The sequence below is a fragment of the Lentilactobacillus sunkii DSM 19904 genome (assembly GCF_001435575.1).
Lineage (GTDB): Bacteria > Bacillota > Bacilli > Lactobacillales > Lactobacillaceae > Lentilactobacillus > Lentilactobacillus sunkii.
Map to the genome: position 1 here is coordinate 22,157 of NZ_AZEA01000009.1, position 26,013 is coordinate 48,169.

The following is a 26,013-nucleotide window of genomic DNA, read 5'->3' on the forward strand; positions in this document are numbered from 1 at the left end:
CAAAACAAGAGGCTCAAACAAACCAATCCCGGTTTGCTTGAGCCTCTTTCCATACATAAACCTAATTTCGCGAAAATGCCCCACTCAACATCTTCATCCTGACAGCGACCAGGTACACTGCAACTGCTTTAATCGTATCACCCGGCAAAAATACCAGACCAGAACCAAGTGCCCCAATCAAAGAAATTGGTGTCACAATCCAAAGCCAGACTGCACCGATAATGTTAACGATCAAAACGCCGGTGACCCAGATGCCTGTCAGTTGACCCCATGAACGGCTCATAAATGGCCGTGACAGACTATAGCCCATCATTGAAGGAGTTAGTAGCCAACCTAACAGATATCCTGCTGTGGGCCCGACAAAGACAGCTGGACCAGCTTGGCCGCCACTCAGGACTGGAAATCCCAGAAAAGCCAAGAGGAGAAATATTCCGACTGCTATTGTGCCGTTTTTAGAGCCAAGAACAATTCCCGCCAACATGATCCCCAGATTCTGCATCACAATTGGAACCGGAATGATCCCCAGTGGAATTGGCGGAATCATGCCTAAAACGATAATGGCCGCCACAATTAATGACGTTTGAACCAATTCTTTAATTTTCATCGTGTTCGCCTTTCAAAAAACGGTTAACGCCGTTCATCGCCTCGGTTAACCGTTTGAGTATATAAAATTATCCCAGGTAGGAATTCCCTGGTAAATAAACTTTTGTGACCTCACCACTTGAAACAGTCACCATCTGACCAGAATCTTCTTTGATGACCAATGCCCCATCGCCCGTGAAATGATCCGCAAAGCCGGTAATGGTTTGATTACCCATCACAACTTGAACCTTTTTGCCCAGAGTTTCCGATAATTTGGCATATTCCTGAAGAAAGTTGCCACTAGCATAGGTCTGATACATATAGAAGAAATGATCAATAATACTGGCGGCAATGCGATTTTTATCAATTGATGTATTGTTCACGATTGCCCCTGCCTTGTGCGCGATTGCTGAAGGAAAATTAGCCGAATTAATATTTAAGCCAATCCCAACAATCACATTCTCATGTAATCCGTCTTCGAGACTTGAAATAGTTTCGGTTAAGATACCGCCGCATTTCTTGTCGTGGACCAATATATCATTTACCCATTTGACTCGGAAATCTTCGTTAGGGAAAAACCGCTTCAGGGATCGGACGACACAAACTGCTGTCCCTGTGGTTATCAAGCCTGAGTGAATTGTTTGGCGGTTCTGCAGCGGGATGAGAATACTTAAATAAATTCCACCATCAATCGGTGAATAAAAGTGTCTTCCCAAGCGGCCATGGCCTTTAGTCTGGGTGTCCGCAACAAAAACTTGCGGTTCTTCGAAATCCTGACTGCTGCTGAACTGTTTTGCGTAATCATTGGTCGAGGAAATACTTCTGAACGTATGAATTGCAACCGGCATGGTTGTGGTTCGATAATGGTCAATCACAGCAGTGTCAAAGAATTGGGATTTTTGGTAACAGTAACCCAATCCCTTCTTTGTCGCAATCAAATGGCCACACTGTTCCAGCTTTTGAATGTTGTTATACACAGCCGGTCGGCTAATATTCAATTTTTTGGCAAGCGCGTTACCTGAGACATAACGGCCGCCCGCGTTCAACAGTGCACCTAAAATTTGTGTCTGGTGATTTACCATTATCTATTCCTCTCGCTAACCAACTCATTAAATCAAATGGACACCCTTATCGACGTAAACCACGTCGCCAGTCATACCAGTTGAGAGATCACTCATTAAGAACGCTGCAACATTTCCAATTTCTGCTGTTGTGACACTCTTTTGGTCCACTGTTCGGGATTCTGATTCTTTCAATAATTCACTATGGTGCTTGATTCCAGTAACGGCAAGGGTCTTAACGGCACCGGCTGAAATTGCATTAACGCGGACACCGTTAGCACCCAAGTCAGATGCCAGATAGCGGACATTTGCTTCCAACGCTGCTTTGGCAACGCCCATCATGTTGTAATTAGGAATTGCCCGGGTTGATCCGAAGTAAGTCAATGTCAAAATGCTGCCTGGGTTGTTCAATACCGGCTCGGCATAACGGGCAACCGAAATCAATGAATAAGCACTGATATTTTGAGCCAAATCATAGCCGACTTTAGTTGTATTTACCAAACCGGAAGTTAACGTATCCTTGTCAGCGTATGCGATGGCATGAATAACACCGTCAATTTTGCCGTATTTGCTGCCGATCTGTTCAAATGCTGCTTTGACATTTTCATCGTCAGAAACATCACATTCCAATAAATCTGCGTCATCGGGAACAAATCGTTCCAGACTCTTTTTAATCCGGTCATTTTGATAGGTCAAAACGACTTTGGCACCCTGATTCAAGATTGCTTGGGTACAGCCCCAGGCGATACTGCGTTTGTTTGCAACCCCCATGATAACGATTGTTTTTCCATCTAAAAAGCCGCTCATATTTGTTCCTCCAAATTTTATCTTCAATTAGAAATTCCGGTAACGTTGGTTTCTTCGATCAACCAGTTCATCGATTGGCAGTTCAGCCAATTCAGAAAATTCCTGATCAAGAAAGCTGCGTAAATTACTCAAATCATCACCTGGCTCATACTCATGAATAATTTTATCAATAATGCCATCTTCTAATAATGCTTCAGGCGTTAATTTGAGTTCTTCAGCCGCTTCCTTAACCTTCGAGGAATCTTTCCACATGATGCTGGCATATCCCTCTGGTGACAGAACGGAATAAATGCTGTCTTCAAACATGAAGACCCGATCACCACAAGACAGGGCAAGTGCCCCACCACTACCACCTTCACCAACAATAATCGTGATGTAGGGAACCTTCAACTGCATCCCTTGGATAATGTTCTGGGCCACGGCCGAACCTTGACCATGATATTCAGAATCAACATCCGGCCAAGCTCCTGGTGTATTCACCAAGGCTAAAATTGGCCGGTGAAATTTTTCAGCCTGCTTCATGATCCGCAGCGCCTTTCGATAACCTTCCGGAGTGGGACTGCCAAAATGTCTGGCAATGTTTTCGTCGGTATCAGCACCCTTTTGAATGCCGACAACGGTAATTGGTTTATCGTTCAACAAACCAATTCCACCAATAATTGCCGGGTCGTCAGCTTCCAGTCGGTCACCATGCTGTTCAAAAAAACTGGTGGTCAACCCGTGAACCAGTTCGGCAGTGGTAATCTTATCCGGCCGTCGAGCAGCCTTAACGCGCTCGTATGCTGTTTTATCTGCCATAACCCTGCTCCTTTGTATGAAGAGAAATTAACTGTTTCAACGTCTGCTTCATTTCTTTTCGGGGAACGATTGCGTCAATGAACCCATGTTCCATAACAGTTTCGGCACTTTGAAAGTCCTTTGGCGGCTTCTGCATGATGGTCTGTTCGATCACCCGGCGGCCGGCAAAACCAACCAGCGCGTGAGGCTCAGCCAAAATGACATCCCCCTGCATCGCAAAGCTGGCGGTCACACCACCAGTTGTCGGATCACAAAGAACGACTGCGTAGAATAACCCTGCCTGACTATGGGCTTCAACAGCGCCTGACACCTTTGCCATTTGCATGAGCGAATGAATTCCCTCCTGCATCCGGGCACCGCCTGAAGCAGTGAACATAATGACCGGCAGCTTCTTTCGGGTTGCTTCTTCAAACATCCTGGTAATCTTTTCGCCAGTAGCGCTTCCCAAACTCCCCATGACAAAGAATGGATCCATAATTCCGACACCGACCTGCTGCTTATCAAGGGTTCCAATGCCCGTAAGGACACTTTCGTTGATTCCAGTGACTTTCTTCGCCTTTTTAACTTTAGCTAAATACTTTTCATCCTTGTATTGTTCAGGCACGGTCATCTGTTTATCAATTTCTTCAAACGAATCAAAGGTAATCTTTGCCCTGCGTTTGGCAGTAATCCGAAAACCATAGCCGCAATTGGGACACGTTTTACTTGTGCCGGCCCGCAACGAAAAAAAGGTTGAGTGACAAATCGGGCATTCCCGCAGTATATGATCGGGAATGGCGTCCATCCGCTTAACCAGTTCTTCATGACTTGGCATATTAAACCGACTCCGTAACATGGAATCCCTCCTTATCGCTCAACACTTCATTTTGAATATAGCTGGTCGAATAAATGCCTTCATGGAATTTATCAGTACTGATTAAATAATCCAAGAAATCCTGATTCGTCCGGATCCCTTCAATCTCCAGTTCCTTTAAAATCCGATGCATTTTAGATATCACCGTATCTCGATCGTTTAGATGAACGATGACTTTAGCAATCATTGAATCGTAAAATGGTGAAATAAAGCTCCCCGTTGTGACTCCTGAGTCAATTCGAACACCAAGTGATCCGGCCGGGAAAAATAAATGATTAATCTGGCCGGGTTGTGGTGCAAAATTGTTGGCAGGATCTTCGGCATTTAGACGGCATTCCAACGCATGACCTTTAACAGCTGCGTCAGCTTGAGTAAATGGCAGCTCCTCACCGGCTGCCACTACTAATTGGCCTTTAACCAATTCGATACCGGTCACTTCTTCAGTAATTGTGTGCTCCACTTGAAGTCTGGTATTCATTTCCATGAAGTAGAAGTGATGATCATCATCCATCAGGAACTCATAAGTTCCAGTATTGGTATAACCGAGCTTAAGTGTGGCATTGGCTACAATTCTCCCCAGTTCTTTTCGTTCTTTTGGACTAATCAGAACGCATGGGCTCTCTTCAATGACTTTTTGATGGTTGCGTTGAAGAGAACAATCCCGTTCAGGCAAATAGACCACATGACCGAAATTATCCGCAATTACCTGCATTTCAACATGCTTTGCCTTGCGAATAAGCTTTTCGACATAGATATCGCCATCATTGTACGATATTCGAGCTTCTTGTTGGGTTTGCTCAAAGGCTGAACGAAGATCTTCGGGACGATCAACTTCACGAATTCCTTTACCACCACCACCGGCAGCGGATTTCAGTAACACCGGAAAACCAATTTTTTCAGCCACCGCTTCAGCTTGGGGAACAGTATTAACAACCCCATCACTACCGGGGATGACTGGTACACCGGCATTCTTCATTGCTTCTCGGGCATTGGCCTTATCACCCATCAATTCAATTAATTGATGACTCGGACCAATAAACTTGATGTGGCAGGTTTCGCAAAGTTGGGCAAACTCGGCGTTCTCCGATAAGAATCCGTAACCTGGATGAATCGCTTCACATCCAGTCAGGTTGGCAGCACTGATAATCTGCGCCATATTCAAATACGATTCACTGGGTTGAGGTCCACCAATACAAATGGCTTCGTCAGCCAAATGAACAAACAGACTGTCTTTATCGGCACTTGAATATACTGCCACTGCAGTAATTCCCATATCATGGAGGGCTCGAATAATTTGAACGGCAATTTCACCGCGATTAGCCACTAATACTTTTTTAAACATTCGCTCACCTCTATTACTCGACGGCAAAAATCAGATCTGCTTCACAAATTTGTTGACCGTCTCGTGTAATGATTCCATGGCCGAGGCCAATATTGTGTTTCAACTTCTTCAATTGAACAGTAAATATCAATTTGTCACCTGGTCTGAAGTCATCTTGAAAATTGGCATTCTTAATTCCGCCGAAAAAAGCATTTTTGCCTTTATATTCCGGCATTGAAAGAATAGCAGCAACGCCGGTCTGAGCCATTGATTCAATCATAATTGGCCGTGGAACAACCAGATTACCGGCTTTCTTATTGGCAAAAAACCACTCGTTGATTGAGATCAGTTTAACTGCAGAGGCACTCACACCTGGTTGAACATCAACAAACTTGTCAATCATTTGAAATGGATAACGTTGAGGGATGACATCTTGAACATCTGGTTTCATTTGATCACTCCTTCGTTACTTGGAAAATTGGCTGATCATATTCAACCATGCTGCCGTCTTCAACTAAAATGTTGGAGATCGTCCCAGTTACGTCACTCTTGACTTCATTGATCATTTTCATGGCTTCGATGACACAAACCACATCGCCTTTTTCAACGTGATCACCCTGCTTTTTGTAAGCCGGTTTATCAGGACTTGGGGCGAAGTAAACAACGCCGACCAATGGTGCTTTAATTTCAGCCACATTTTGACTGACAGGTTGGGCAGATTGAGCATCTGATTGTCCTGAAATAGTTTGTCCATGCCCTGAACCATCGGTGTTGACCGAGCTGGGTGTTGCGGAATTCTCCACAACAACGTGCTCATCGTCTCGCTTACTGAACTTGAGCTTAAAGTCGTCTTGTGCCAGCTCAAAGTTTTTCAATGATGACTGGTCAAATTTTTCTAACAACCGTTCAATTTCTTTTTTATCCATTACCTAATCACACCCTTTAAATGCAATTACGGCGTTATGGCCTCCAAAACCAAAAGAGTTACTGATGGCATAGTTGACTTCAGCTTTTTTATTACTGTCGTTAACCAATTCAACGTTACATTCTTCGTCTTGGTTGACCACACCGACGTTGACCGGCATCTGGTTATGCTGAATTGCGCCGATTGTTGCAACAGCCTCAATGGCCCCTGCAGCTCCCAATGCATGTCCAGTCATCCCTTTGGTGCTGCTGACCTTAACATGATCGTTGTTTGCAAACACTTCACTGATAGCTTTGGCTTCGGCACTGTCGTTGGCATGGGTACTGGTACCGTGGGCGTTGATGTAATCGACTTGGGATTCATCAATGCCAGCTTCTTTAACAGCCTGCTGCATAGCCCTTTTGGCACCTTTACCTTCAGGGTCTGGAGCAGTCATATGATAAGCATCACTGGTTGTTCCATAACCAACAACTTCGGCAAGAATCTTAGCCCCACGAGCCTTTGCATGATCGTAGTCTTCCAGAATCAGGGTTGCTGAACCTTCACCCATGACAAAGCCGTTACGGTCTTTATCAAATGGTATAGATGCTTTTTCAGGATCTGTGGCTTTAGATAAGGCAGTCAAAGCAGCGAATCCGGCAATTCCAATTTCGTTGACTGAGGCTTCGGTACCACCGGCAATCATGACTTGCGCCTTGCCCTGCTTAATGTATTCAAAAGCATTCCCAATCGCATTGGTTCCTGATGAACAGGCGGTTACAATTGCCTGACTGGTATTTTTAGCATTAAAGGCAATTGAGATGTTCCCAGCTGCCATGTTAATGATCGAATCCGGTACAAATAATGGTGAAACCCGCTTTGGACTTTTATCGTGCATCTTGATAACCTGTTGTTCGATAGTCGTTAAGCCACCAATTCCAGATCCGTAGATAACACCCAGTTCTTCAGGATCAATACCACCATCTGTTAAGCCGGCGTTCTCCATGGCTTCTTTGGCACTATACAAAGCATAAGTACAAAACAGATCGTTTCGTTTGGCAAACTTTTTATCAACCCGTTTTAAGGGATCAAAATCTTTTACTTCACCGGCAACGGTAATGCCAGTGGGCTCTGAATCAAATTTTGTAATTGGGGCAATTCCAACCTTGGATGCAAATAAGTTTGTTAAAAAACTATCAACATCGTTACCGATTGGCGTAACGGCACCCATTCCTGTAACAACTACTCTGCTCATTTAATTACTCCTTTAACAAACTAAATTGTTAATCCGCCGTCAACCGTGATCACTTGACCGGTGATGTATTGGTTGCCAGCTAAGAACGCAACTGCATCAGCAATCTCAGCTGGTTCCGCAAATCGTTTCAACGGAATTTGATCGGTGAATTCGCTTTGACGACGCTCACTCATTTTTTCAGTCATGTCAGTCTTGACCATCCCAGGTGCAACCGCATTGGAACGAATGCCACGCAAAGCGCCTTCACGAGCAGCCGTCTTGGTTAAACCAACCAGCCCGGCTTTACTCGATGAGTAATTTGCCTGGCCGAGATTACCGTGCAGACCAGAGATGCTCGAAATGTTCACAATTGCCCCTTTACGAGACTTTTGCATGAATTTCATTGCAAATTTAGTCATGTTGAATGCGCCAACCAAATTTGTATCCAAAACCGCTTTGAAGTCATCCAATTTCATACGGCTCAAAAGTTTATCTTTGGTAATTCCTGCATTGTTAACCAACACGTCAATTTGGCCGTGCTTTTCAACAACTTCATTGATCATCCGCTCGGCATCATCTTCATTGGCAACGTCGCCAACTAAAACGTCAAAGTTATAACCTGCATCAGCTAGATCCTTTGTCTGCTCATCGCTTAATTCATGGTGGGCGTTAATGACGACCGTCATCCCATCGTCGGAGAGCCGTTTGGCAATTGATAAGCCAATTCCTTTGGCAGCACCGGTAACTAAAGCGATCTGATTTGTTTCAGTCATTATTTCACCAACTTTTTATTTGATCGAACCTGATTCAAGGTCTCAACACTGTCGATGTGATATTTATCAGCATTGCAGATGATTGTTTTGGCAAACTTCATCAACGTATCACCTGGTCCAATTTCAATTAACACATCGGCATTCAGATTCAGTAATTCTTTTAAGCATTCATTGAAATGGGTTGGATTGATCAGCTGAGCCACCAATGTTTTCTTCACATTAAGACGAGTAAACGGCTTGATAATCGTGTTACTAAAAACCGGAAATTCCGTCTTTTGAAAATCGACGTCTGCCAACCGTTTCTCCAGCTGATCACTGGCTTCCTGCATAAATGGTGTATGGGAAGCAACCGTCATTTTCAACGGTACAACCCGCTTAATTCCGTGTTCATGCAGATATTCAGTGGCGGCCTTCAATCCGGCTTCAGATCCGCCGATGACAGTTTGTGTATCCGTGTTGTAGTTGGCCGCATAGACAGGTCCCTTTTCGGAACCGACTTTACAGGCTTCATCAACAACGTTTTTAGTTGCTTTGAGAACCGCTGCCATTTTGCCTGGATGATGCTGGCCGGCTTGATCCATATAATGATTCCGGTCTCGAACCAGAGGCAGACCGTCTTCAAAGCTCAAGGCTTTGGCAGCGATCAAGCCGCTATACTCTCCCAAGCTCAACCCGGTTGCACCAACCGGCTTACCCAAATCATGTTCAAGAATCCGATAAATTCCTGTACTCAGGGTGACAATTGAAACTTGAGTATTTACCGGATCATCAAAGATCTTCGGATCACTCATGTCCTGTCCAAGTATTTCAGAAGCTTCTTCAATTGTTTGACGGTAAATGGGCTCTTGCTGGTAGAGGTCATGCCCCATGCCGGCAAACTGTTTGCCCTGACCGCTAAATAAATATCCTAGTTCCAATCTCTCACCCCACTTTACTTGCTTTGTTGTTTCAATACGTAGTCAACTAATTCGCCAACTGTTTCCATACCTTCGTCAGTATCAATTTCAATATCGTAAGTATCTTCAATCTTGTCGACAACTTCAAAAATGTCCAAGCTGTCCAAATCTAGATCGTTCTTGAAGTTAGTGTTTTCTTTAACCTTGTCTGCATCGACGTCTAATTGGTCCACGATAATTTCTTTTACCTTGTTGAATACTTCTTCTTTAGTCATTTTAATTTCCTCCAAATTTTATGTTTCCAAGTTTTTTTAGTACTTAATAATCATTGTTCCAACAGTTAATCCGCCACCAAATCCGGATAGGGCAACGACATCCCCCCTTTTAATGATTTGTTTGTCCACAAGTTCCGCCAATAAAATTGGTTCGCTTGCCGCGGACGTATTCCCATATTCATTAATGTTGACGGGAAACTTTGCCATTGGTGCATTTAAAGTCTCGGCAATTCTTTCAATAATTCGCTCATTAGCCTGATGTAAGACGAAATGGTCAATATCATTAACCGTCATACCGGCTTTTGCAAGCGCACGGTTAATCGATTCGGGAACATTCTTAACCGCGAATCCATAAACCCGATGGCCATTCATTTTAAAGAATGGCGAATACTGAGTGTCATCGGCTGCAAATGGTGACTTAACCCCAACTTGCCCGGCGGTTAAATATTTCCCAAGCTTTCCCAGGGTTGTTAAATCTTCAGAAATGAACGAACCCTGGTTAGCGGTATTAGAAATTAAAACGCCAGCTGCCCCATCGCCAAACAAGACGGCGGTTGAACGATCATGCCAGTCAATCAGCTTACTCAATGTTTCGGCGCCAATGACGATGGCATGCATCTCGTGATCGGCCATCATCATTTGTCCGGCAACCTTCAAAGCATAAACGAAACCTGAACAAGCTGCATCAACATCAAATGCAATCGCATGATCCGCACCAATATTTCCCTGAACCATCGCACCCACAGAAGGGGTCAAATAGTCAGGTGACATGGTCGCAACAATAATCAGGTCAATGTCTGCAGCGTCCAGATCACTTTGATCAAGGAGCTTCTCAGCTGCCTGAGTCGCAAGCGAACTAGTCGTTTCATTAACTGCAACATGTCGCCGCTTAATCCCGGTTCGCTGCGTAATCCACTGGTCTGAGGTATCCATCATCGTCGAGAGTTCATCGTTATCAACCACCCGTTTGGGTATCGCACTGGCAGAACTGATTATTTTAAAATCTTCATACTTCATTTTGCCGATACCTCGTCAATAAATTCTTCCAAGTTGACCATTGCCTGCTTGATCAAATGAATCTCGCTGTCGCCAAAACCTTTGAGGAACCGCTGAACCAACAATTTGTGAAACGCATCATGGGCCCGGTATAAAAGTCGTCCCTTGCTTGTCAGCCCCAGATTGATAATCCGATGGTCTTCCACGTTAGGGATTCGCATGACGTAGCCTTTGCGTTCAAGATTGTTCAAGTTGGCGGTGAGAGTTCCCTTGCTCAATTTGAGAATATGGGCAACTTGTGAAGTGGTCTTTCGATCATGTAAGCCAATCGTATGAACCAAGTGAACTTCCTTCGCAGTGATGTCCTTAAAACGACTTTTTCGAATCTCACTTTCTTCAATTCGCATGATACTGTCATATACGTTGATCAGCGACTCGTTGATAAAGTCATAGTCTTTTTTAATTTCATCATTTTGGGAATTCATTTCAGCTCTCCTAGATTGGTAATTAAATTTTCTTCTTTGGATCGGGAACGATAAATGTTAACTCGGCTGAGCAAGCAACCTTGTCGTCAACTTTGGCCTCACATTTAACCTTACCCATGTTTTCACGCTGCTTTTCCATTGTGACGTGAAGTTTCAACACGTCACCAGGTCGAACAACTTTTCTAAACTTGGCGTCATCAATGGCACCAAGGTAGGCTGTCTTTCCCTTGTACTTTTCAGTTTTCAAAATCAAGATTGAAGCTGCCTGAGCCAATGATTCAATAATCAAAACGCCGGGCATCACTGGATTTCCAGGGAAATGGCCTTGGAAAAATTCTTCGTTGATGGTGACGTTCTTGGTTACAACAATTGACTCGCCAGGATTTAATTCGTCAACTTTATCCATAAATAAAATCGGATAACGGTTGGGAATCAGATCCATAATTTCAGATGCATCTAATACACTCATTGATTTCTTCCTTTCACTTACAGGGTGGCAATCTGGATTGAAAAATAGTTCGACTATCAAACTAAATGTCGAAAAAATATCTCTCAAAATTTCAAATTACCGAGTTCTTTTCGGAACACCCAACATAATAACCCAATTTAGTTTGAATATCAAACTAAATTTCGATACCACGTGTTGCTTAGGTGAAGTCTACTAGGTATCAGGGTGTGAGTCAAGGTGCTTGGATACTAAACATGCCATAACCGATAGAGAACGCTTAGATCAATAAATATAAAAGAGCTGCCATCAAAACAAAAAGTTTTGTGTCAGCTCATTCTTGTGTAAACTTATTCAACAGTTTCATAGATCAACGTTGGCTTTTCAGCGTGATCAGATATCTCAATGTTGTTATACAGAAGTTCTTTAATGTCATCGACATTCTCACGGTTGCTGTAAATGGTCAACAATGAATCACCCGAGTTGACCGGATCACCAATTTTTTTATGGAGCATGATTCCGACTGAGTAATCCAGCTTATCATCAGCCTTCTGTCGGCCGCCACCTAACAACATGCTGGCAACCCCGACTTCATCGGCCACAATTTTGGAGACCACACCAGTGGATTTGGCGGGCAGATCAATCTTGTATTTGGCTTGCGGTAGAATCTTTTCCGGGTCGTCGACAACATCTGAGTCACCGCCCTGATCGGCAATCATGGCTCTGAATCGTTCCAGTGCCTGACCGTTGTGGATAACGTCCTCACATAACTTTTGGCCTTCTTCGGTCGTCTTGGCCTTGCCACCCATAACTGCCATATAACCGCCGATATCCACAATCAGCTTTTCCAGGTCGGCCGGACCATTGCCCTTGAGGAGGTCGATTGACTCTTGAATTTCAAGTGAGTTGCCAATTGCATCCCCAAGCGGCTGATTCATGTCGGTAATAAGTGCCATACACTGCATGCCGACACCTTTGCCGATACCAACCAATGCTTTAGCCAACGCCCGTGAATCATCAAGGGTCTTCATGAAGGCACCCGCACCGGTCTTGACGTCAATCACCAAGGCATCTGCTCCGGAAGCAATTTTTTTGCTCATGATGGAACTGGCAATCAACGGAATGGAATCAACCGTATCAGTGACATCCCTGAGTGCGTATATTTTTTTGTCGGCTGGCGCAATATTCCCAGTCGCCCCAATAATCGCCAACTTATCTTTCTTGACCTGTTCAATAAAGTCCTGTTCGCTGATCTCAACTTTATAGCCGGGAATTGCTTCAAGTTTATCTAAAGTGCCGCCGGTATGACCCAGACCCCTGCCTGAAATCATCGGCACTGGAATTCCCAGTGCTGCAACAACGGCTGCTAAAGGAATACTGGTCTTATCACCAACACCACCAGTTGAATGTTTATCAACTTTGACACCAGGGATGTCGCTTAAATCCAAATGATCGCCCGATTTCATCATCGTCATCGTAAGTTTGGATTGTTCCTCGCTGGTCATGCCCTGGAAAAAGATGGCCATCAGTAATGCACTGATTTGGTAGTCGGGAATCTCACCGGAAACCACTCCATCGACAAAAAATTGAATTTGCTCATCGGTCAGCTGATTGCCGGCCCGTTTTGCATGAATCACATCTACCATTCTCATTTTATAATCCCCCTTCGAATATCAGTGACATAAAAACTTTTACATAATTCTTTTAGAAAAGCCCAATCCGTCTTCAAACTAAACGCTTTGGGATTGGGCTTCTTGCTAATAGTCCAGTAACAGTTGAGCCAAACTCTGGTCCAAGACTGCACAATTCGTGTAGTGGGCGGTCAACGCAGCATGCACTGCAGCCGCTTTCCGATTGCCGGTGGCTACCAAAATGGCATGCTTTTTTGACTTCAGTTCATCTAATTGAATGCCGATGGTTCGATCGTCAATTTCCTTGGAAACAATCTTACCTTGCGCATCCACAAACCTTGAAAAGATGTCACCGATCGCCAATTGCTGAATCTCCTCTTTTTCCTGGTCATTGAAATAGCCAAGTTGGAAGATCAACGCCTCCGATCGAACCGTTCCAACGGTGAACAACGCTACGTTGGCTTGGCGGCCGAGGTCCAAAATATGCTTAATATGCCGGTCACTTTCCACCATATCTTTGGTGACTTTGTTATCAAAAATCACTGGTAACGGTAAATATTCCGGATGAGTGTGGTACGCCTGCGCCAGTTCATTGACACTTTCATACGCCCAGGTCTTTTCCTGGGAATGGCTCATACTTCCTTTAAGCTGGACAACCTGAACGCCGGACACATCCTGTTCTTCCAATTGTCTCGTTACCGAATGAATCGTTGACCCCCAGCCAATTCCAATGATATCGCCAGCCTGGACGGTTGCGGCCAGAAAGTCCGCGGTATACCGCCCAACCCCATTTTGAATGGTCGTCGCACCACCATAGTTATTTGGAACCACGTGAAATTCGACACCATATTTGTCGGCCAGCTGTTGCGACAACACCTGTGAATCAACCAGTGGATTGACAATCTGGATCTTCACCAACCCATTATCTTTGGCAAATTGAATCAGCCGGGAAACCGTTGGTCGGGAAACGCCCAATCGTTCAGCGATTTCAATCTGACTTAAATTATCTTGGAAATATAGTTCGGCCACCCGTAAACTTTGCTTGAGCTTTGTGATGTCCTTGATTTCATCCATGTGATCGCTCCAATGATTGTCTTATTTCATGTTTTTGATTGCCGTTTCCAATGACAACCTTGCCATCTCATCAAACGAAGTTTCCCGTTCCTTTGCTGACAGGGCCTCGCCGGTTAACAAATGATCACTCACAGTCAAAATAGTCAGTGCCCGAATGTGATGCTTGGCAGCAAGTAGATAAAGTCCTGAAGTTTCCATTTCAGTTGCCAAAACACCGTAATCGATCAATTTATGGATATCCAATTCATCGTTATAGAACCGGTCGGCGGCGAAGATATTCCCAACTTTGGTACTAATGCCCATTTCCTGAGCAGTATGGTAAGCCGAATCAAGCAGACCAAAGTCGGCGATTGGCGAATAGTAGATGCCAGGGCCAAAGGTATTTTGGATAATCGATGAGTCAGTCGTTCCAGATTGACCAAGGATCACATCACGGATTTTAACATCGGGACTCATCCCACCACATGAACCAACCCGATAGATGGTCTTAACCCCATATTCTTTGATGAGCTCAGTGGTATAAATCGCAAGAGATGGAATCCCCATGCCTGACCCTTGAACCGAAATTCGTTTGCCTTTATAGGTTCCGGTATAGCCAAACATGTTTCGGACTTCACTGTATCGGACTGGATTGTCCAAATAAGTTTCTGCAATAAATTTTGCCCGCAGTGGGTCACCAGGCATTAAAACAGTGTCGGCAATTTCGCCGGGCTTTGCGCCAATGTGTGTACTCATATGATTGCCTCCATTTATTTCAAATCAGCTAGAAAACTGGTTCCAATATCGTTGCCTTTAACATCAAAGTTATCCAGAACCGTCTTGCCAAAATCGGCAAATGTCTTGCGGACACCTAAGCTGCCGCTTTCAGTCATTGACGGTGAACATGCCAGGATCGGTACCAGTTCTCTGGTGTGATCGGTTCCTTTGAATCCAGGATCGTTACCATGATCCGCGGTAATTAACAGTAAGTCATCGTTTTTAAGGTTCTTGAGGACCGTCCCCAAACGTTTGTCAAAGTCCATCAAGGCTTCCCCAAAGCCGATTGGGTTTCGACGGTGGCCATACATGGCATCAAAATCAACCAGGTTGGTGAAGCAAAAACCGGTAAAGTCTTCTGCCATCACGTGATCCACGTGATCCATCCCATCCATGTTGCTTTCGTTATGGTAGCCTTCATCAATCCCATGACCGGAAAAAATATCGTTGATTTTGCCGATTCCAACCGTATGGACACCGGCTTTTTGTAGGAAGTCCAAATCAGTCGTTCCTGTGGGTTCCAGAGTGAAATCATGCCGGTTTGCAGTTCGGGTGAAATGATCCTTGTCGGGTCCAACATATGGACGGGCAATAATCCGACCAACCGTATATTCAGGTCCATTCACCAGGGTTCTTGCATATTCACAAATCTTATAAAGTTCCTTTAAAGGAATCACATCTTCGTGGGCAGCAATTTGAATAACCGAATCTCCCGAAGTATAGACGATCAGGTCACCAGTCTTCATCTGCTGTTCACCGAGTTCGGCAATAATCTTGGTGCCGGATTCCGGCCGGTTGCCAATTATTTTTCGACCTGAGAATTTTTCCAGTTTACTGAGAATATCTTCAGGAAACCCATTTGGAAATGTGTTCAACGGTTTTTGAACCGGCAGCCCCATCATTTCCCAGTGGCCGTCCATACTGTCTTTTCCAGCGGACATCTCCTGCATTTTCCCGTAGTAACCAATAGGTGAGTCTACTTTATCAACACCTTCGATAGGTGTCTCATGTAGGTTGGAAATCCCTAATTTTTGTAGATTGGGGATATTTAATTTCCCTTTGTATGCTTCACCAACATGTCCCAGTGTATCGGAACCCACATCATCAAATTTGGCTGCGTCCGGTGCTTCCCCCGTACCGACCGAGTCCATTACAATACCAAAGATGCGTTTATACTTTTCAACTGTCATTTAAATGCCTCCCCTAAAAATAGGTCACTTAAGATAAAATTTTAACTGTTGCACTGACGCCCAGTCGGCTGGCTCCGGCTTCAATCATCGCCACTGCTTCTTCACGTGAATGAATACCGCCGGATGCCTTAACTCCAAGCTTGCTGCCAACGGTCTTTCTCATCAACTCAACGTTATGAAGGGTTGCCCCTTCTGTGCTGAATCCAGTTGAGGTCTTAACGTAATCGGCACCAGCATTTTCAGAAGCGTGACATGCATCAACGATTTGTTCATCGTTCAATAATGACGTTTCAAAAATAACTTTCAGCATCTTATTCTTAGCGTGAACAGCTTCAGCAACTGCCTGAATATCAGCGGTTACGTATGCGAGGTTACCGCCAATGAGTTCGCCAACGTTAAGAACCATATCAATTTCTTCCGCACCGTCATCAATCGCTGTAATTGCTTCATAAACTTTGGTTTCAGTGTTGGTTGCCCCTAATGGGAAGCCAACAACAGTAATTGGTTTAACGGTGGTATCTTTAAGAAGTTCAGCAGCCAATGGAATCCAATATGAGTTGATACAAACTGAAGCGGTATTATACTTGATCGCTTCTTCACAGGTTTCACGGATGCTGGCCTCAGTTGCGTCTGGTTTCAGGTTTGTGTGGTCCAAATATTTAGCTAATTGAGATGTCGTCATTTCTTTTGTCATAGTAATGTAACCCCTTTCATTTCTTTATAGTGATAGTTTACCGGAATTTAGAACATATGTAAAGAACTTTATTGAAATTTTGTTCAATAAAGTGAAACAGTTAACTTTTGATCACAAAGAAAAGCACCAACCTCAATAGATTGGTGCTTCTTAAAAAATTATTTAGCTACTGAATGATGATCGGCGAGCTTAAGGATACCATATTGTATTAATCCTCAATTTCCGTAATTGGACCGCTTGCCGAGCCTTCTTGTAGCTACTTCAAATCTTCTATTGTATTCACATTCTTCATATACGTCGGAACTGCAAGGCCAACTCTGGCACCATGCAGGTTAGCTCCCAAGTCGTCAAATTTGCCCTTGTAGTCTTTATAGTACAGGCCTTGGGTTGTTGGCAGCCAGGCACTTACCATACCGTCTGCAGCATTGGTGGCGATTGAGGCCCATAATGGCTGAACTTCCATTGCTTGGATATCAACCTTATACCCAAGTGAACGAAGAACATTGGCAACCACATTAGTCGATGCAATCTCCGAATCCCAGGCAACATATGTCAGCTTGATTGATTGACCATGAACATGTTTGATCCCCTTCGTCCAGGTATCAACCTGTCCTTTGTTGGCCTTAATCCAGTCATTGGCGGCTTTGTGTGGGTCCTCGCCATTGTTAACTTTCAGCATGACATTTGCCATCTGCTTGGGTTTCCAATTAAACCGGTTCAACATCTGATAGGCTTCCGGCTTATCTTGCTTCAAGCCCTTTCGCACGATGGTGTGAATATCTTCAGCTTTGCCATAAACATTTTTGGGATCTTTCAAGAATTTTAAATTGTATTTGGTAAACATCCAGTGAGGCGTCCAGCCGGTGACAACAATTGGCTGGCGATTCTTAATAGCTTTGCCGAGTGTACTGGTCATAGCTGCCGTCGAACTGGTTTGAAGCTGCCATTTAGCATTGTCCAGCCCATACGCCTTCATGGCCTTTTGCGTACTGGACATGATGCCGGCTCCAGCTTCAATACCCGTAATTGTGTAATTAATCTGCTTACCGAGACTTTCATCGGCATGGTACTTGGCAGGTTTGCTTCCACAAGCAGAAAGGAGAATCATCGAGAAGAACAGTGCAATCGTTACAAGAAATTTATTGTTTGTTTTTCGCATAATAACCCCTTTCTAAGACTTAGGGACTTTGGTTCGATTAATTGCCTGGGTGATCCTGTCAAGGATGATTGCCAAAATAACAATCGCTAACCCGGCGGCAAATCCGCCACCGGCATCGTTTCGGCCAACTGCGAAGTAGACCTTGTTTCCGAGCCCCATCGCCCCGATCATTGAGGCAATCACAACCATTGAAAGTGAGAGCATCATGCTTTGATTGACACCAGCCATCAAAGTGGACTTTGCCAGTGGCAGCTGCACTTTGAACAGCTTCTGCCAACCGGTCGATCCATAAGAATCAGCGGCTTCGATCAAATCATTTGGCACTTGCCGAATTCCTAAATTGGTCATCCGAACTGTTGGCGGCATGGCAAAAATCACTGATGCAATGACCCCAGGCACCATTCCAATCCCAAAGAATGCCACAGCTGGGATCAAATAAACAAAGGCCGGCATCGTCTGCATGAAGTCCAAGACCGGCTTATTGATCACCGCAAACAGCTTTGATTTTGCCATCCAGATACCAAGTGGCACCCCGATTACTAACGCAATTAAACTTGATGTCAAAACCAACGTCAGCGTTTGTGTCATATCACGCCAGAATCCCTGGTTCCAGATATAGAGCAGACCAACTGCTTCAAAAATCAGCAGTGTCCAATGTTTGGTATTTCGATTCAGCCAATATGTGAGGCCAAGAACGATTAACATAAACAACCAAATTGGCAGGATATCAAAGACCCATTGGAAGCCATTAATGATGCCGCCAATGAAATTGGTCATCCCATTGAAGAAGCCTTCAAAACTGGCGAGCCAGTCAACAAATTTATCAATCCAGCTTGAAACTGGTAATTGTGGAATGTTATTCATCTTCTGTCACCTCATTTCCTGAAATGGCACCCAGAACGGCACCTCGAATGATAATTCCCATTAAGTGATTTTGTTCATCAACCACTGCAAATGGGATCGGTGTCTGAGAGATTGTTTCCATAATTTCTGTGATTGGCGTTTCCGGAGAGGTCGTTGGCACATCCGCTTGGACAACCGACCTCAAATCCGGATTCTTTTGTTTAATCAAGCCCATCACGTGGTCAGCGTCGGCAACGCCAACAAATTCGCGCTTGCTGTTTACCACATAAACAGATGAAATTTCGTTCTCTCGCATCCGTCGCATGGCAATTCTCGGTCCGTCCTTGTCAATATTGACAAAGGTTGGTCGAATCATCACGTTGGCTGCCGTGAGGACCTTTGTCCGGTCGACATCTTCAATAAACTTTTCAACATATTCATCGGCTGGTTGGGTCAAGATTTCTTCAGGTGTTCCGGTCTGAACAATCTCTCCGTCTTTCATGATCATAATTCGATCACCTATCCGCAGGGCTTCATTCAAATCATGAGAAATAAACACAATGGTTTTATGCAGATTTTCCTGTAGATCCAGTAATTCATCCTGCATATCTTTTCGATTAAGAGGATCTAAGGCGGAAAACGCCTCATCCATTAGTAAAATTTCTGAGTCGGTAGCCAGCGCTCTGGCCAAGCCAACCCGCTGCTGCATCCCACCGGATAACTGGGTTGGATACTGATTGTCATAACCGTGGAGGCCGACCAGTTCCAAGGCATCATGTGCCTTCTTTAACCGTTCGTCTTTATCTACGCCCTTAACTTCCAGCCCATACGCAGTATTTTCGATAATCGTCCGATTTGGAAACAGAGCAAAATTTTGGAAAACCATGCTCATCTTATTTCTTCGAACATCAAGCAATTCTTTTTTGTTAAGATCCGTCAGGTTCTCACCGTCAATTAATACTTTACCGGATGTGGGTTCAATTAACCGGTTGATCATTCGAATCATAGTAGATTTACCACTTCCTGATAATCCCATGATTACAAAGATTTCACCGTCATTGACCTCAAAGTTGGCGTCATTCACACCAACAGTTGCTCCCGCTGATTTTAAGATTTCAGCTTTTGACTTACCTTGTTTTAATAATTCTTCAGCTCGCGGAATCCGCCGGCCAAAAATTTTGGTAAGATGTTGCACTTGTAGTTTTGCTGTCATGTGCTCCTCCTTATCAATATTCTGGATAAATAAAAATCAATTACCTGTCACTACACAAACGTGTGTGGATGTCAGTAATTGAACGACTTATAAAACCTTAACAAAAATATGCATTCAGTTCAAATGATTAGCAAGTCTGTCCAAGGCCTTTAAATATGGAATGTAAACGATTTGAAGGTTGATATAATAGTCGTTTCGGCCAATTTATACATTCATTTTGTATTTTGTTGATAGGGTTGCTACTTTGGCTTTCATAATAGGAGTTTCAGCTGGTTTGCAAAAAATAATTGATTTTTTTGTTTTTGACAACAAAAAACGCCAAAATTATCAAAATTTTGGCGTTAATTATTGTATTATTTTCGTTCCAAAACGGTGATTGATTCCACATGAACCGTTTGTGGAAATTGATCAACGGGTTGAACTGGTTGATTGACCTCGTAGCCTTGCTCAGTGAATAATTTGACGTCCCGAGCTAATGTTGCGGGGTTACATGAAACGTAAACAACACGCTTAGGGTTCATTTTAACAACACTGTCAATTAAGCTTGCTTCAAGCCCTTTACGTGGGGGATCCACTGAGATGACATCTGGTTTCAGACCATCTTCCTGCCACTTTGCCATTTGATCTTCAGCTTTCCCGCAAACGAAATGCACATTGGTCAGATCGTTCAGTTTAGCATTTTTTTTGGCATCTTCAACTGCTTCTGGGACGATTTCAACACCATAGACCTGCTTGGCAACCCGGGCCATTGAGAGCGAAATTGTTCCAATTCCACAATAAGCATCAATCACAGTATCGTCAGCAGATAAATCAGCTTTTTTGGTTGCCATTTCATAAAGCTTTTCGGTTTGTACCGGATTAACTTGATAAAATGAACTGGCAGAAATATCGAATTTTAATCCCAGTAAAGTGTCTTCGATTGTGGATTTACCGGCCAAAACTTTGTTTTTCTTACCCATCAAAGCATTGGTCTTTTGAGGATTAACATTTTGAACGATACTTTTGACTTCTGGAAGGGCCTTTGTGATCTCTGCCACAATTTCACCACTGCTGGGCAGCTTTTCAGTTCTGGTAATCAAAACAATCATCATTTCATGGGAATAGTGACCACGGCGAACCATGATGTTACGAACAACACCCTTGTTGGCCTCTTCATCATATGGTTGAACTCGGAATTTTCTCAGAATATCTCGAACGACAACCACTGCTTCATCGATTTTTGGATCCTGGATGTAAAAATCTTCAATCGGAACTAAGTCATGGGAATGCTTCCGGTAAAATCCAGTTTGAAGTTTACCGTTAATCATTCTAACAGGAATTTGGGCTTTGTTGCGGTAGTGGGTCGGATCATCCATTCCAATCGTTGGGTTAACTTGAACATCGAGCTTCATCTTACTGAAATCAACTTCAATTTGATGTTGCTTAAATTTGAGTTGAGCATCATATTTAAGATGCTGAAGAGGTGCAATCCCAGTTTGGGTATAGGCTTTGTCGACCAATTCAACTCGGTCTTTACTCTTTTTATTGATCTTAACGACTCGACCAAACGCAAAGTTTTTCTTCACTTTGATAACTTTCATCGTCACGTTCTCGGTTGGAAGGGCATTTTCAATAAAGATTGGAAAATCGTCAATCTTCGCAACTCCCAAACCTTGATAAGTTAAGTCGCTAATATCAACATCATAATCTTGGTTCTTTTGGACTGGTACTATCTTTTTCATTTATTCACCTTTTTTAATCTTAGAAACAAAAATTGCGAAACGAAAACTTCGTAACGCAATTATAACATCTTATTAAACTATTCTTTATCAGGGAGTTTGTCAACGCCTTTTACGAAGTTCTTTTCGACTCTTCTCATCTCATTGGTTTCCTCCGAGTAGGCATCGTCAGGAATTTCATCAGTATTGGCAAAGAATTCAATGTGTTGTTTAAGATCAACAAACGTCATCGGGGCATCCCCACCGTATTCACCATCTAGGTTAATCTGCATCCGATCATGGACCGGTTTGGCAGTGACCTTGCGAACCTTCTTGTAAACAATCCGTGGGTCATCCACGTGTCGACCGCCGTTAAGGACTTTAGAAGCCAGATGGAGAATTTCCACCAAGTTGCTGGTCTTAACGATGATCAGAGTAAACTTTCCGTCATCTAATGAAGCATCGGGAACAATTTGTTCAAACCCACCAACTGAATTAGTTAAAGCCAAGAAGAACATCGAGGCTTTTCCTTTGAACTCCTCATTATCATATTTAAGATCCATCTGAATCGGCTTAATCCGTGGCAATAATTCTGCACCCCGGACCAAATAAGCCAAATACCCAAAGAAGGTCTTTAGATCAGAAGGAACATCATAGGTCAGTTCTGTCAGAAGTCCACCAGCTGCAATATTGATGAAGTAATTATCACCTGCTCGGCCAATATCCATCCGAATGGTTTGCTTTTTGAGGACAACCTTCGCGGCGTCAACGGGATCTTCTCGAGGGATATGCAAAGCCCGTGCGTAATCGTTAGTTGTCCCGGCAGGAATAATTGCCATCTTAGGGCGCTTCTTCAATGGGGCAATTCCGTTCACAACTTCATTAATCGTCCCATCACCGCCGGCGGCCACAACTAATTCAAACCCGTCTTCAGCTGCACGACGCGCTTCATTTTTAGCAGAATCCTTCGCAGCGGTTGTCGCATAAGCACTGGTCTCATAACCAGCCTGCTCAAAAATATTTAAAATGTCGACCAACTTTTGCTTGAGAAGTTCTCTTCCCGAAGTGGGGTTATAAATAACCCGGGCCCGTTTTCGCATATTTATCCCGACTTTCTATTTACTCATTGAATCCTTTAGCATTTTGTTAATAACTTGTGGGTTTGCCTTCCCATGGGTTTGCTTCATAATCTGACCAACAAGGAATCCAATGGCCCGATCTTTACCGTTGTGGAAATCTTCAACTGATTGAGGATTTGCAGCAACAACTTCATCAACAATTGGCTGAAGCTTGGCAGGGTCGGATAATTGAACCATCCCTTTGTCTTCAACAAATTTCTTTGGTTCTTCGCCATTTGTAATTGCCTTGAAGACTTTCTTGGCCATCTTTGAAGAAATTGTTCCATCTGAGATAAGTTTGATCATCGTTGCCAAGTGCTCAGGTGTGATCTTGGTGTCTTGCAATTCGACCTGATTATCGTTCATGTAGGCATTAACATCACCTTGGAGGTAGTTGGCAGCTAATTTGGCATCCGCACCCGCTGCAATCATCTTATCAAAGAAGTCGGACATTTCCTTGGTCTGAGTGATAACCATTGCATCGTAGTCAGTAATTCCCAGTTCGTTGACATAACGTTCACGACGCTTTGCCGGTGGCTCTGGCAGTTCCTTTTCAATGGAGTCAATCCATTCTTGGGAAATGTTCAAAACTGGTAAATCTGGTTCAGGGAAATAACGATAATCGTCAGAGCCTTCCTTGGTCCGCATCAGAATTGTTTGACCGGTGGTTTCATCAAAACGACGAGTTTCCTGAGAAATCTTGCCGCCAGACATGAGAACTCTTTGATGACGCTGCTCTTCAAAAGCAAGCCCCTTCTTAACGTAGTTGAATGAGTTCAAGTTCTTCAGCTCAGTCTTAACACCATATTCTTTTTGGCCGACCGGACGAACTGAAATGTTGACATCAACACGCATGGATCCTTCTTCCATCTTAACGTCAGATACACCAGTAAACTGGATAACTTGACGTAATTGTTCCAAGTAAGCATATGCTTCATCAGGTGAAGAAATGTCAGGTTTGGAAACAATTTCAATTAATGGGGTTCCCTGACGGTTCAAATCAACATATGAATATTCAGAAGCATGGGAGTTCTTTCCGGCATCTTCTTCAATATGCATTTCGGCAATTCCAATTTTCTTTTTCTTACCGTCAACATCGATCTCAACCCAGCCATCATGAGCAATTGGGGTTTCTGATTGTGTGATTTGGTAAGCTTTAGGATTATCAGGGTAAAAATAGTTCTTTCGATCAAAGTGTGGATGGCGTTCAATTTGTGCATGAAGCGCCAAGCCAGCCATAATACCATCGTGGACAACGCCTTTGTTAGTCGTTGGTAAAACACCAGGATAGCCCCAGTCAATAACGTTTGTGTTGGAGTTGGGTTCATCACCAAATTCTACAGGAGATGGACTAAAAATTTTGGAATTGGTTTTTAACTCAACGTGGACTTCTAGTCCGATTGTCGTTTCAAAATTCATTAGTTATTTCCTCCCATCTTTGGTGTTTGTTTGGCAAAATCGGTTTCTTGTTCAAACGCATTTCCTGCTTGATAGACAGTCAACTCATCATAAGGACGGCCGATAAGCTGTACGCCGACAGGCAACCCTTTGGAGAAACCAGCAGGAATTGACATCCCTGGAAGTCCAGCCAAGTTAACCGGCAAAGTCAAAACATCATTCATATACATAGTCATTGGATCCGACACATCTTCACCAATTCCGTATGCAGGAGTTGGAGCAGTTGGTGCCAGAATCAAGTCATAGTCTTTAAAAACGTTTGTAAAGTCATTAATCATCAAAGTCCGAACCTGAGCAGCCTTCTTGAAGTATGCATCATAAAATCCTGCTGAAAGAGAAAATGTCCCCAGCATGATCCGACGTTTAACTTCGTCACCAAAGCCCTCAGAACGTGACTTAACATACAAATCTTCAAGGTCTTTGATATCTTTGGCACGGCGGCCATATCGAATCCCATCGAATCGTTGTAAGTTTGAAGAAGCTTCTGATGAAGAAATAATATAGTATGCTGCCACACCGTATTTGGTATGTGGAAGAGACACTTCTTCCACAGTTGCCCCTAATTTTTTGAAGGTTTCGGCAGTATCCAAAACAGTTTGTTTAATATCATCATCCAAGCCTTGAGCCATGAACTCGGTTGGAATACCAATTTTCAAGCCCTTAACACCCTTGTTCAAGGTACTGGTAAAGTCGGGAACTTCTTTAGTTGATGAAGTTAAATCATGCTTATCATGTCCGGCAATTGCGTTCATGATAGTGGCATTATCGGCAACGTTGCGGGTAATTGGTCCAATTTGATCCAAGCTTGAACCAAATGCAATCAAGCCCCAACGTGAGACACGACCATAAGTTGGCTTCATTCCGACAACCCCATTAAATGAAGCTGGCTGACGAATTGAACCACCGGTATCCGAACCTAACGCAGCAATGACTTCGCCGGACGCAACGGCAGCAGCTGATCCACCTGATGAACCACCGGGAACCTTGGTTGTATCCCAAGGATTGTGGGTAATCTTGAAGGCAGAATTTTCAGTTGACCCACCCATGGCAAATTCATCCATGTTGGTCTTACCAACTGTAATCGTCCCTAATTTATTCAACTTATCCACCGCAGTGGCATCATAAATTGGCTTAAAGTTCTCCAAAATTTTTGAGGCAGCAGTTGTCTTCAAGCCCTTGGTCACCATGTTGTCCTTGATGGCAATTGGCATACCTGATAATACATTATCCGCATCAATGCCCTTGGCGTCGACATCAGCAGCCGTTTTCAAAGCCCCTTCATCATCGACGGTAATGAAGGCATTAATATCACCATCGACAGCCTTGATATTATCCAAGGTCTGCTGAGTCAGGTCTTTAGCAGAGATTTCTTTGTTGACCAGTTGTTTATGAATGCTGCTTAATGATTGATCAAAATAGTTCATTATTCGTTATCCCCGCTTTCATCAATAATGGTTGGCACTCTAATGTAACCATCGGCGGTATCAGGCGCATTATCAAGAAGTGCCTGTCGTTGGTTCCAGTTTTCTGCGATATCGTCTCGCATAACGTTAATTTGATCGGTCACACTACTTGTAGGTTCAACACCTTCAGTGTCTACCTCGCTTAAAGTTTCAAATAAACCAATGATTTGATCCAGCTGAGTTGTGAAATATGGCAGTTGATCATCGGCAATTTTTAGTTTGGCCAGTTCAGCAACGTGTTTTACTTGATCTTCGGAGATCTTTTCAGTCATTGAAATCCTTCTCTC

The 26,013-nt window shown here is 43.7% G+C and carries 28 protein-coding genes; all 28 read right to left on the minus strand.

Features of this window, described 5'->3' with window-relative positions:
* Positions 1-61 precede the first annotated feature (61 nt).
* The 28 genes from FD17_RS06810 to gatC all read right to left on the minus strand — a co-directional run bounded on the left by FD17_RS06810 (position 62) and on the right by gatC (position 25,998).
* Positions 62-604, minus strand: a complete 543-nt coding sequence (locus FD17_RS06810) for a biotin transporter BioY (protein ID WP_057824958.1) — start codon at positions 602-604, stop codon at positions 62-64.
* Between the two features lie 67 nt (positions 605-671).
* Positions 672-1,664 carry a biotin--[acetyl-CoA-carboxylase] ligase gene (locus tag FD17_RS06815; RefSeq protein WP_057824960.1) on the minus strand — a complete coding sequence of 331 codons (993 nt, stop codon included), beginning with the start codon at positions 1,662-1,664 and terminating at the stop codon, positions 672-674.
* 27 nt (positions 1,665-1,691) lie between these two features.
* Entirely contained in the window at positions 1,692-2,450 is a 759-nt protein-coding gene (gene fabI, locus FD17_RS06820; protein WP_057824962.1) for an enoyl-ACP reductase FabI, read from the minus strand.
* Positions 2,451-2,477: 27 nt separating this feature from the next.
* Positions 2,478-3,248, minus strand: coding sequence for a carboxyltransferase subunit alpha (accA, locus tag FD17_RS06825; protein ID WP_057824964.1), 771 nt, complete (start codon positions 3,246-3,248; stop codon positions 2,478-2,480).
* Entirely contained in the window at positions 3,238-4,083 is an 846-nt protein-coding gene (locus FD17_RS06830) for an acetyl-CoA carboxylase carboxyltransferase subunit beta (RefSeq protein ID WP_057824966.1), read from the minus strand. The genes accA and FD17_RS06830 overlap by 11 nt, the downstream gene beginning before the upstream one ends.
* The gene (locus FD17_RS06835) at positions 4,064-5,443 is read right to left on the minus strand and encodes an acetyl-CoA carboxylase biotin carboxylase subunit (RefSeq protein ID WP_057824969.1); all 1,380 of its coding nucleotides are present in this window, start codon (positions 5,441-5,443) and stop codon (positions 4,064-4,066) included. The genes FD17_RS06830 and FD17_RS06835 overlap by 20 nt, the downstream gene beginning before the upstream one ends.
* A gap of 13 nt (positions 5,444-5,456) precedes the next feature.
* Complete coding sequence (locus FD17_RS06840) at positions 5,457-5,873, minus strand: 3-hydroxyacyl-ACP dehydratase FabZ family protein (protein WP_057824970.1); 417 nt, start codon at positions 5,871-5,873, stop codon at positions 5,457-5,459.
* A 4-nt stretch (positions 5,874-5,877) separates the two neighbouring features.
* Positions 5,878-6,348 (minus strand): acetyl-CoA carboxylase biotin carboxyl carrier protein, encoded by a 471-nt coding sequence (gene accB / locus FD17_RS06845; RefSeq protein WP_057824972.1) that lies wholly within the window; start codon positions 6,346-6,348, stop codon positions 5,878-5,880.
* A gap of 3 nt (positions 6,349-6,351) precedes the next feature.
* Entirely contained in the window at positions 6,352-7,581 is a 1,230-nt protein-coding gene (gene fabF / locus FD17_RS06850; protein ID WP_057824974.1) for a beta-ketoacyl-ACP synthase II, read from the minus strand.
* A 20-nt stretch (positions 7,582-7,601) separates the two neighbouring features.
* Complete coding sequence (fabG, locus tag FD17_RS06855; RefSeq protein WP_057824975.1) at positions 7,602-8,333, minus strand: 3-oxoacyl-[acyl-carrier-protein] reductase; 732 nt, start codon at positions 8,331-8,333, stop codon at positions 7,602-7,604.
* Complete coding sequence (locus FD17_RS06860; protein ID WP_057824977.1) at positions 8,333-9,250, minus strand: ACP S-malonyltransferase; 918 nt, start codon at positions 9,248-9,250, stop codon at positions 8,333-8,335. Before FD17_RS06860 ends, fabG begins: the two co-directional genes overlap by 1 nt.
* A 14-nt stretch (positions 9,251-9,264) precedes the next feature.
* Complete coding sequence (locus FD17_RS06865; protein WP_057824980.1) at positions 9,265-9,504, minus strand: acyl carrier protein; 240 nt, start codon at positions 9,502-9,504, stop codon at positions 9,265-9,267.
* A 36-nt stretch (positions 9,505-9,540) separates the two neighbouring features.
* On the minus strand, positions 9,541-10,521 hold the full coding sequence (locus tag FD17_RS06870) for a beta-ketoacyl-ACP synthase III (protein WP_057824982.1): 981 nt from the start codon (positions 10,519-10,521) through the stop codon (positions 9,541-9,543).
* Complete coding sequence (locus FD17_RS06875) at positions 10,518-10,985, minus strand: MarR family winged helix-turn-helix transcriptional regulator (protein ID WP_057824984.1); 468 nt, start codon at positions 10,983-10,985, stop codon at positions 10,518-10,520. The genes FD17_RS06870 and FD17_RS06875 overlap by 4 nt, the downstream gene beginning before the upstream one ends.
* Positions 10,986-11,007: 22 nt before the next feature.
* On the minus strand, positions 11,008-11,454 hold the full coding sequence (fabZ, locus tag FD17_RS06880; RefSeq protein ID WP_020281148.1) for a 3-hydroxyacyl-ACP dehydratase FabZ: 447 nt from the start codon (positions 11,452-11,454) through the stop codon (positions 11,008-11,010).
* A 326-nt stretch (positions 11,455-11,780) separates the two neighbouring features.
* The gene (locus FD17_RS06885) at positions 11,781-13,082 is read right to left on the minus strand and encodes a pyrimidine-nucleoside phosphorylase (RefSeq protein WP_057824986.1); all 1,302 of its coding nucleotides are present in this window, start codon (positions 13,080-13,082) and stop codon (positions 11,781-11,783) included.
* A gap of 105 nt (positions 13,083-13,187) precedes the next feature.
* Positions 13,188-14,135 carry a sugar-binding transcriptional regulator gene (locus tag FD17_RS06890; protein WP_057824988.1) on the minus strand — a complete coding sequence of 316 codons (948 nt, stop codon included), beginning with the start codon at positions 14,133-14,135 and terminating at the stop codon, positions 13,188-13,190.
* A gap of 21 nt (positions 14,136-14,156) precedes the next feature.
* Positions 14,157-14,870, minus strand: a complete 714-nt coding sequence (deoD, locus tag FD17_RS06895; RefSeq protein ID WP_057824989.1) for a purine-nucleoside phosphorylase — start codon at positions 14,868-14,870, stop codon at positions 14,157-14,159.
* 14 nt (positions 14,871-14,884) lie between these two features.
* On the minus strand, positions 14,885-16,081 hold the full coding sequence (locus FD17_RS06900; RefSeq protein WP_057824991.1) for a phosphopentomutase: 1,197 nt from the start codon (positions 16,079-16,081) through the stop codon (positions 14,885-14,887).
* Positions 16,082-16,109: 28 nt separating this feature from the next.
* On the minus strand, positions 16,110-16,775 hold the full coding sequence (gene deoC / locus FD17_RS06905) for a deoxyribose-phosphate aldolase (RefSeq protein ID WP_057824993.1): 666 nt from the start codon (positions 16,773-16,775) through the stop codon (positions 16,110-16,112).
* 256 nt (positions 16,776-17,031) lie between these two features.
* Complete coding sequence (locus tag FD17_RS06910; RefSeq protein ID WP_057824995.1) at positions 17,032-17,934, minus strand: glycine betaine ABC transporter substrate-binding protein; 903 nt, start codon at positions 17,932-17,934, stop codon at positions 17,032-17,034.
* Between the two features lie 12 nt (positions 17,935-17,946).
* Entirely contained in the window at positions 17,947-18,798 is an 852-nt protein-coding gene (locus tag FD17_RS06915) for an ABC transporter permease (RefSeq protein WP_057824997.1), read from the minus strand.
* Entirely contained in the window at positions 18,791-19,990 is a 1,200-nt protein-coding gene (locus FD17_RS06920; protein ID WP_057824999.1) for a quaternary amine ABC transporter ATP-binding protein, read from the minus strand. Before FD17_RS06920 ends, FD17_RS06915 begins: the two co-directional genes overlap by 8 nt.
* A 353-nt stretch (positions 19,991-20,343) precedes the next feature.
* Positions 20,344-21,711, minus strand: a complete 1,368-nt coding sequence (gene rlmD, locus FD17_RS06925; RefSeq protein WP_057825000.1) for a 23S rRNA (uracil(1939)-C(5))-methyltransferase RlmD — start codon at positions 21,709-21,711, stop codon at positions 20,344-20,346.
* 77 nt (positions 21,712-21,788) lie between these two features.
* Positions 21,789-22,787 carry a diacylglycerol kinase gene (locus FD17_RS06930; protein WP_057825002.1) on the minus strand — a complete coding sequence of 333 codons (999 nt, stop codon included), beginning with the start codon at positions 22,785-22,787 and terminating at the stop codon, positions 21,789-21,791.
* A gap of 15 nt (positions 22,788-22,802) precedes the next feature.
* Complete coding sequence (gene gatB, locus FD17_RS06935; RefSeq protein ID WP_057825004.1) at positions 22,803-24,224, minus strand: Asp-tRNA(Asn)/Glu-tRNA(Gln) amidotransferase subunit GatB; 1,422 nt, start codon at positions 24,222-24,224, stop codon at positions 22,803-22,805.
* Entirely contained in the window at positions 24,224-25,687 is a 1,464-nt protein-coding gene (gatA, locus tag FD17_RS06940; RefSeq protein ID WP_057825006.1) for an Asp-tRNA(Asn)/Glu-tRNA(Gln) amidotransferase subunit GatA, read from the minus strand. Before gatA ends, gatB begins: the two co-directional genes overlap by 1 nt.
* A complete protein-coding gene (gatC, locus tag FD17_RS06945) occupies positions 25,687-25,998 on the minus strand; it encodes an Asp-tRNA(Asn)/Glu-tRNA(Gln) amidotransferase subunit GatC (RefSeq protein ID WP_057825008.1) in 312 nt (103 codons plus the stop codon). The genes gatA and gatC overlap by 1 nt, the downstream gene beginning before the upstream one ends.
* Between the last annotated feature and the right edge of the window lie 15 nt (positions 25,999-26,013).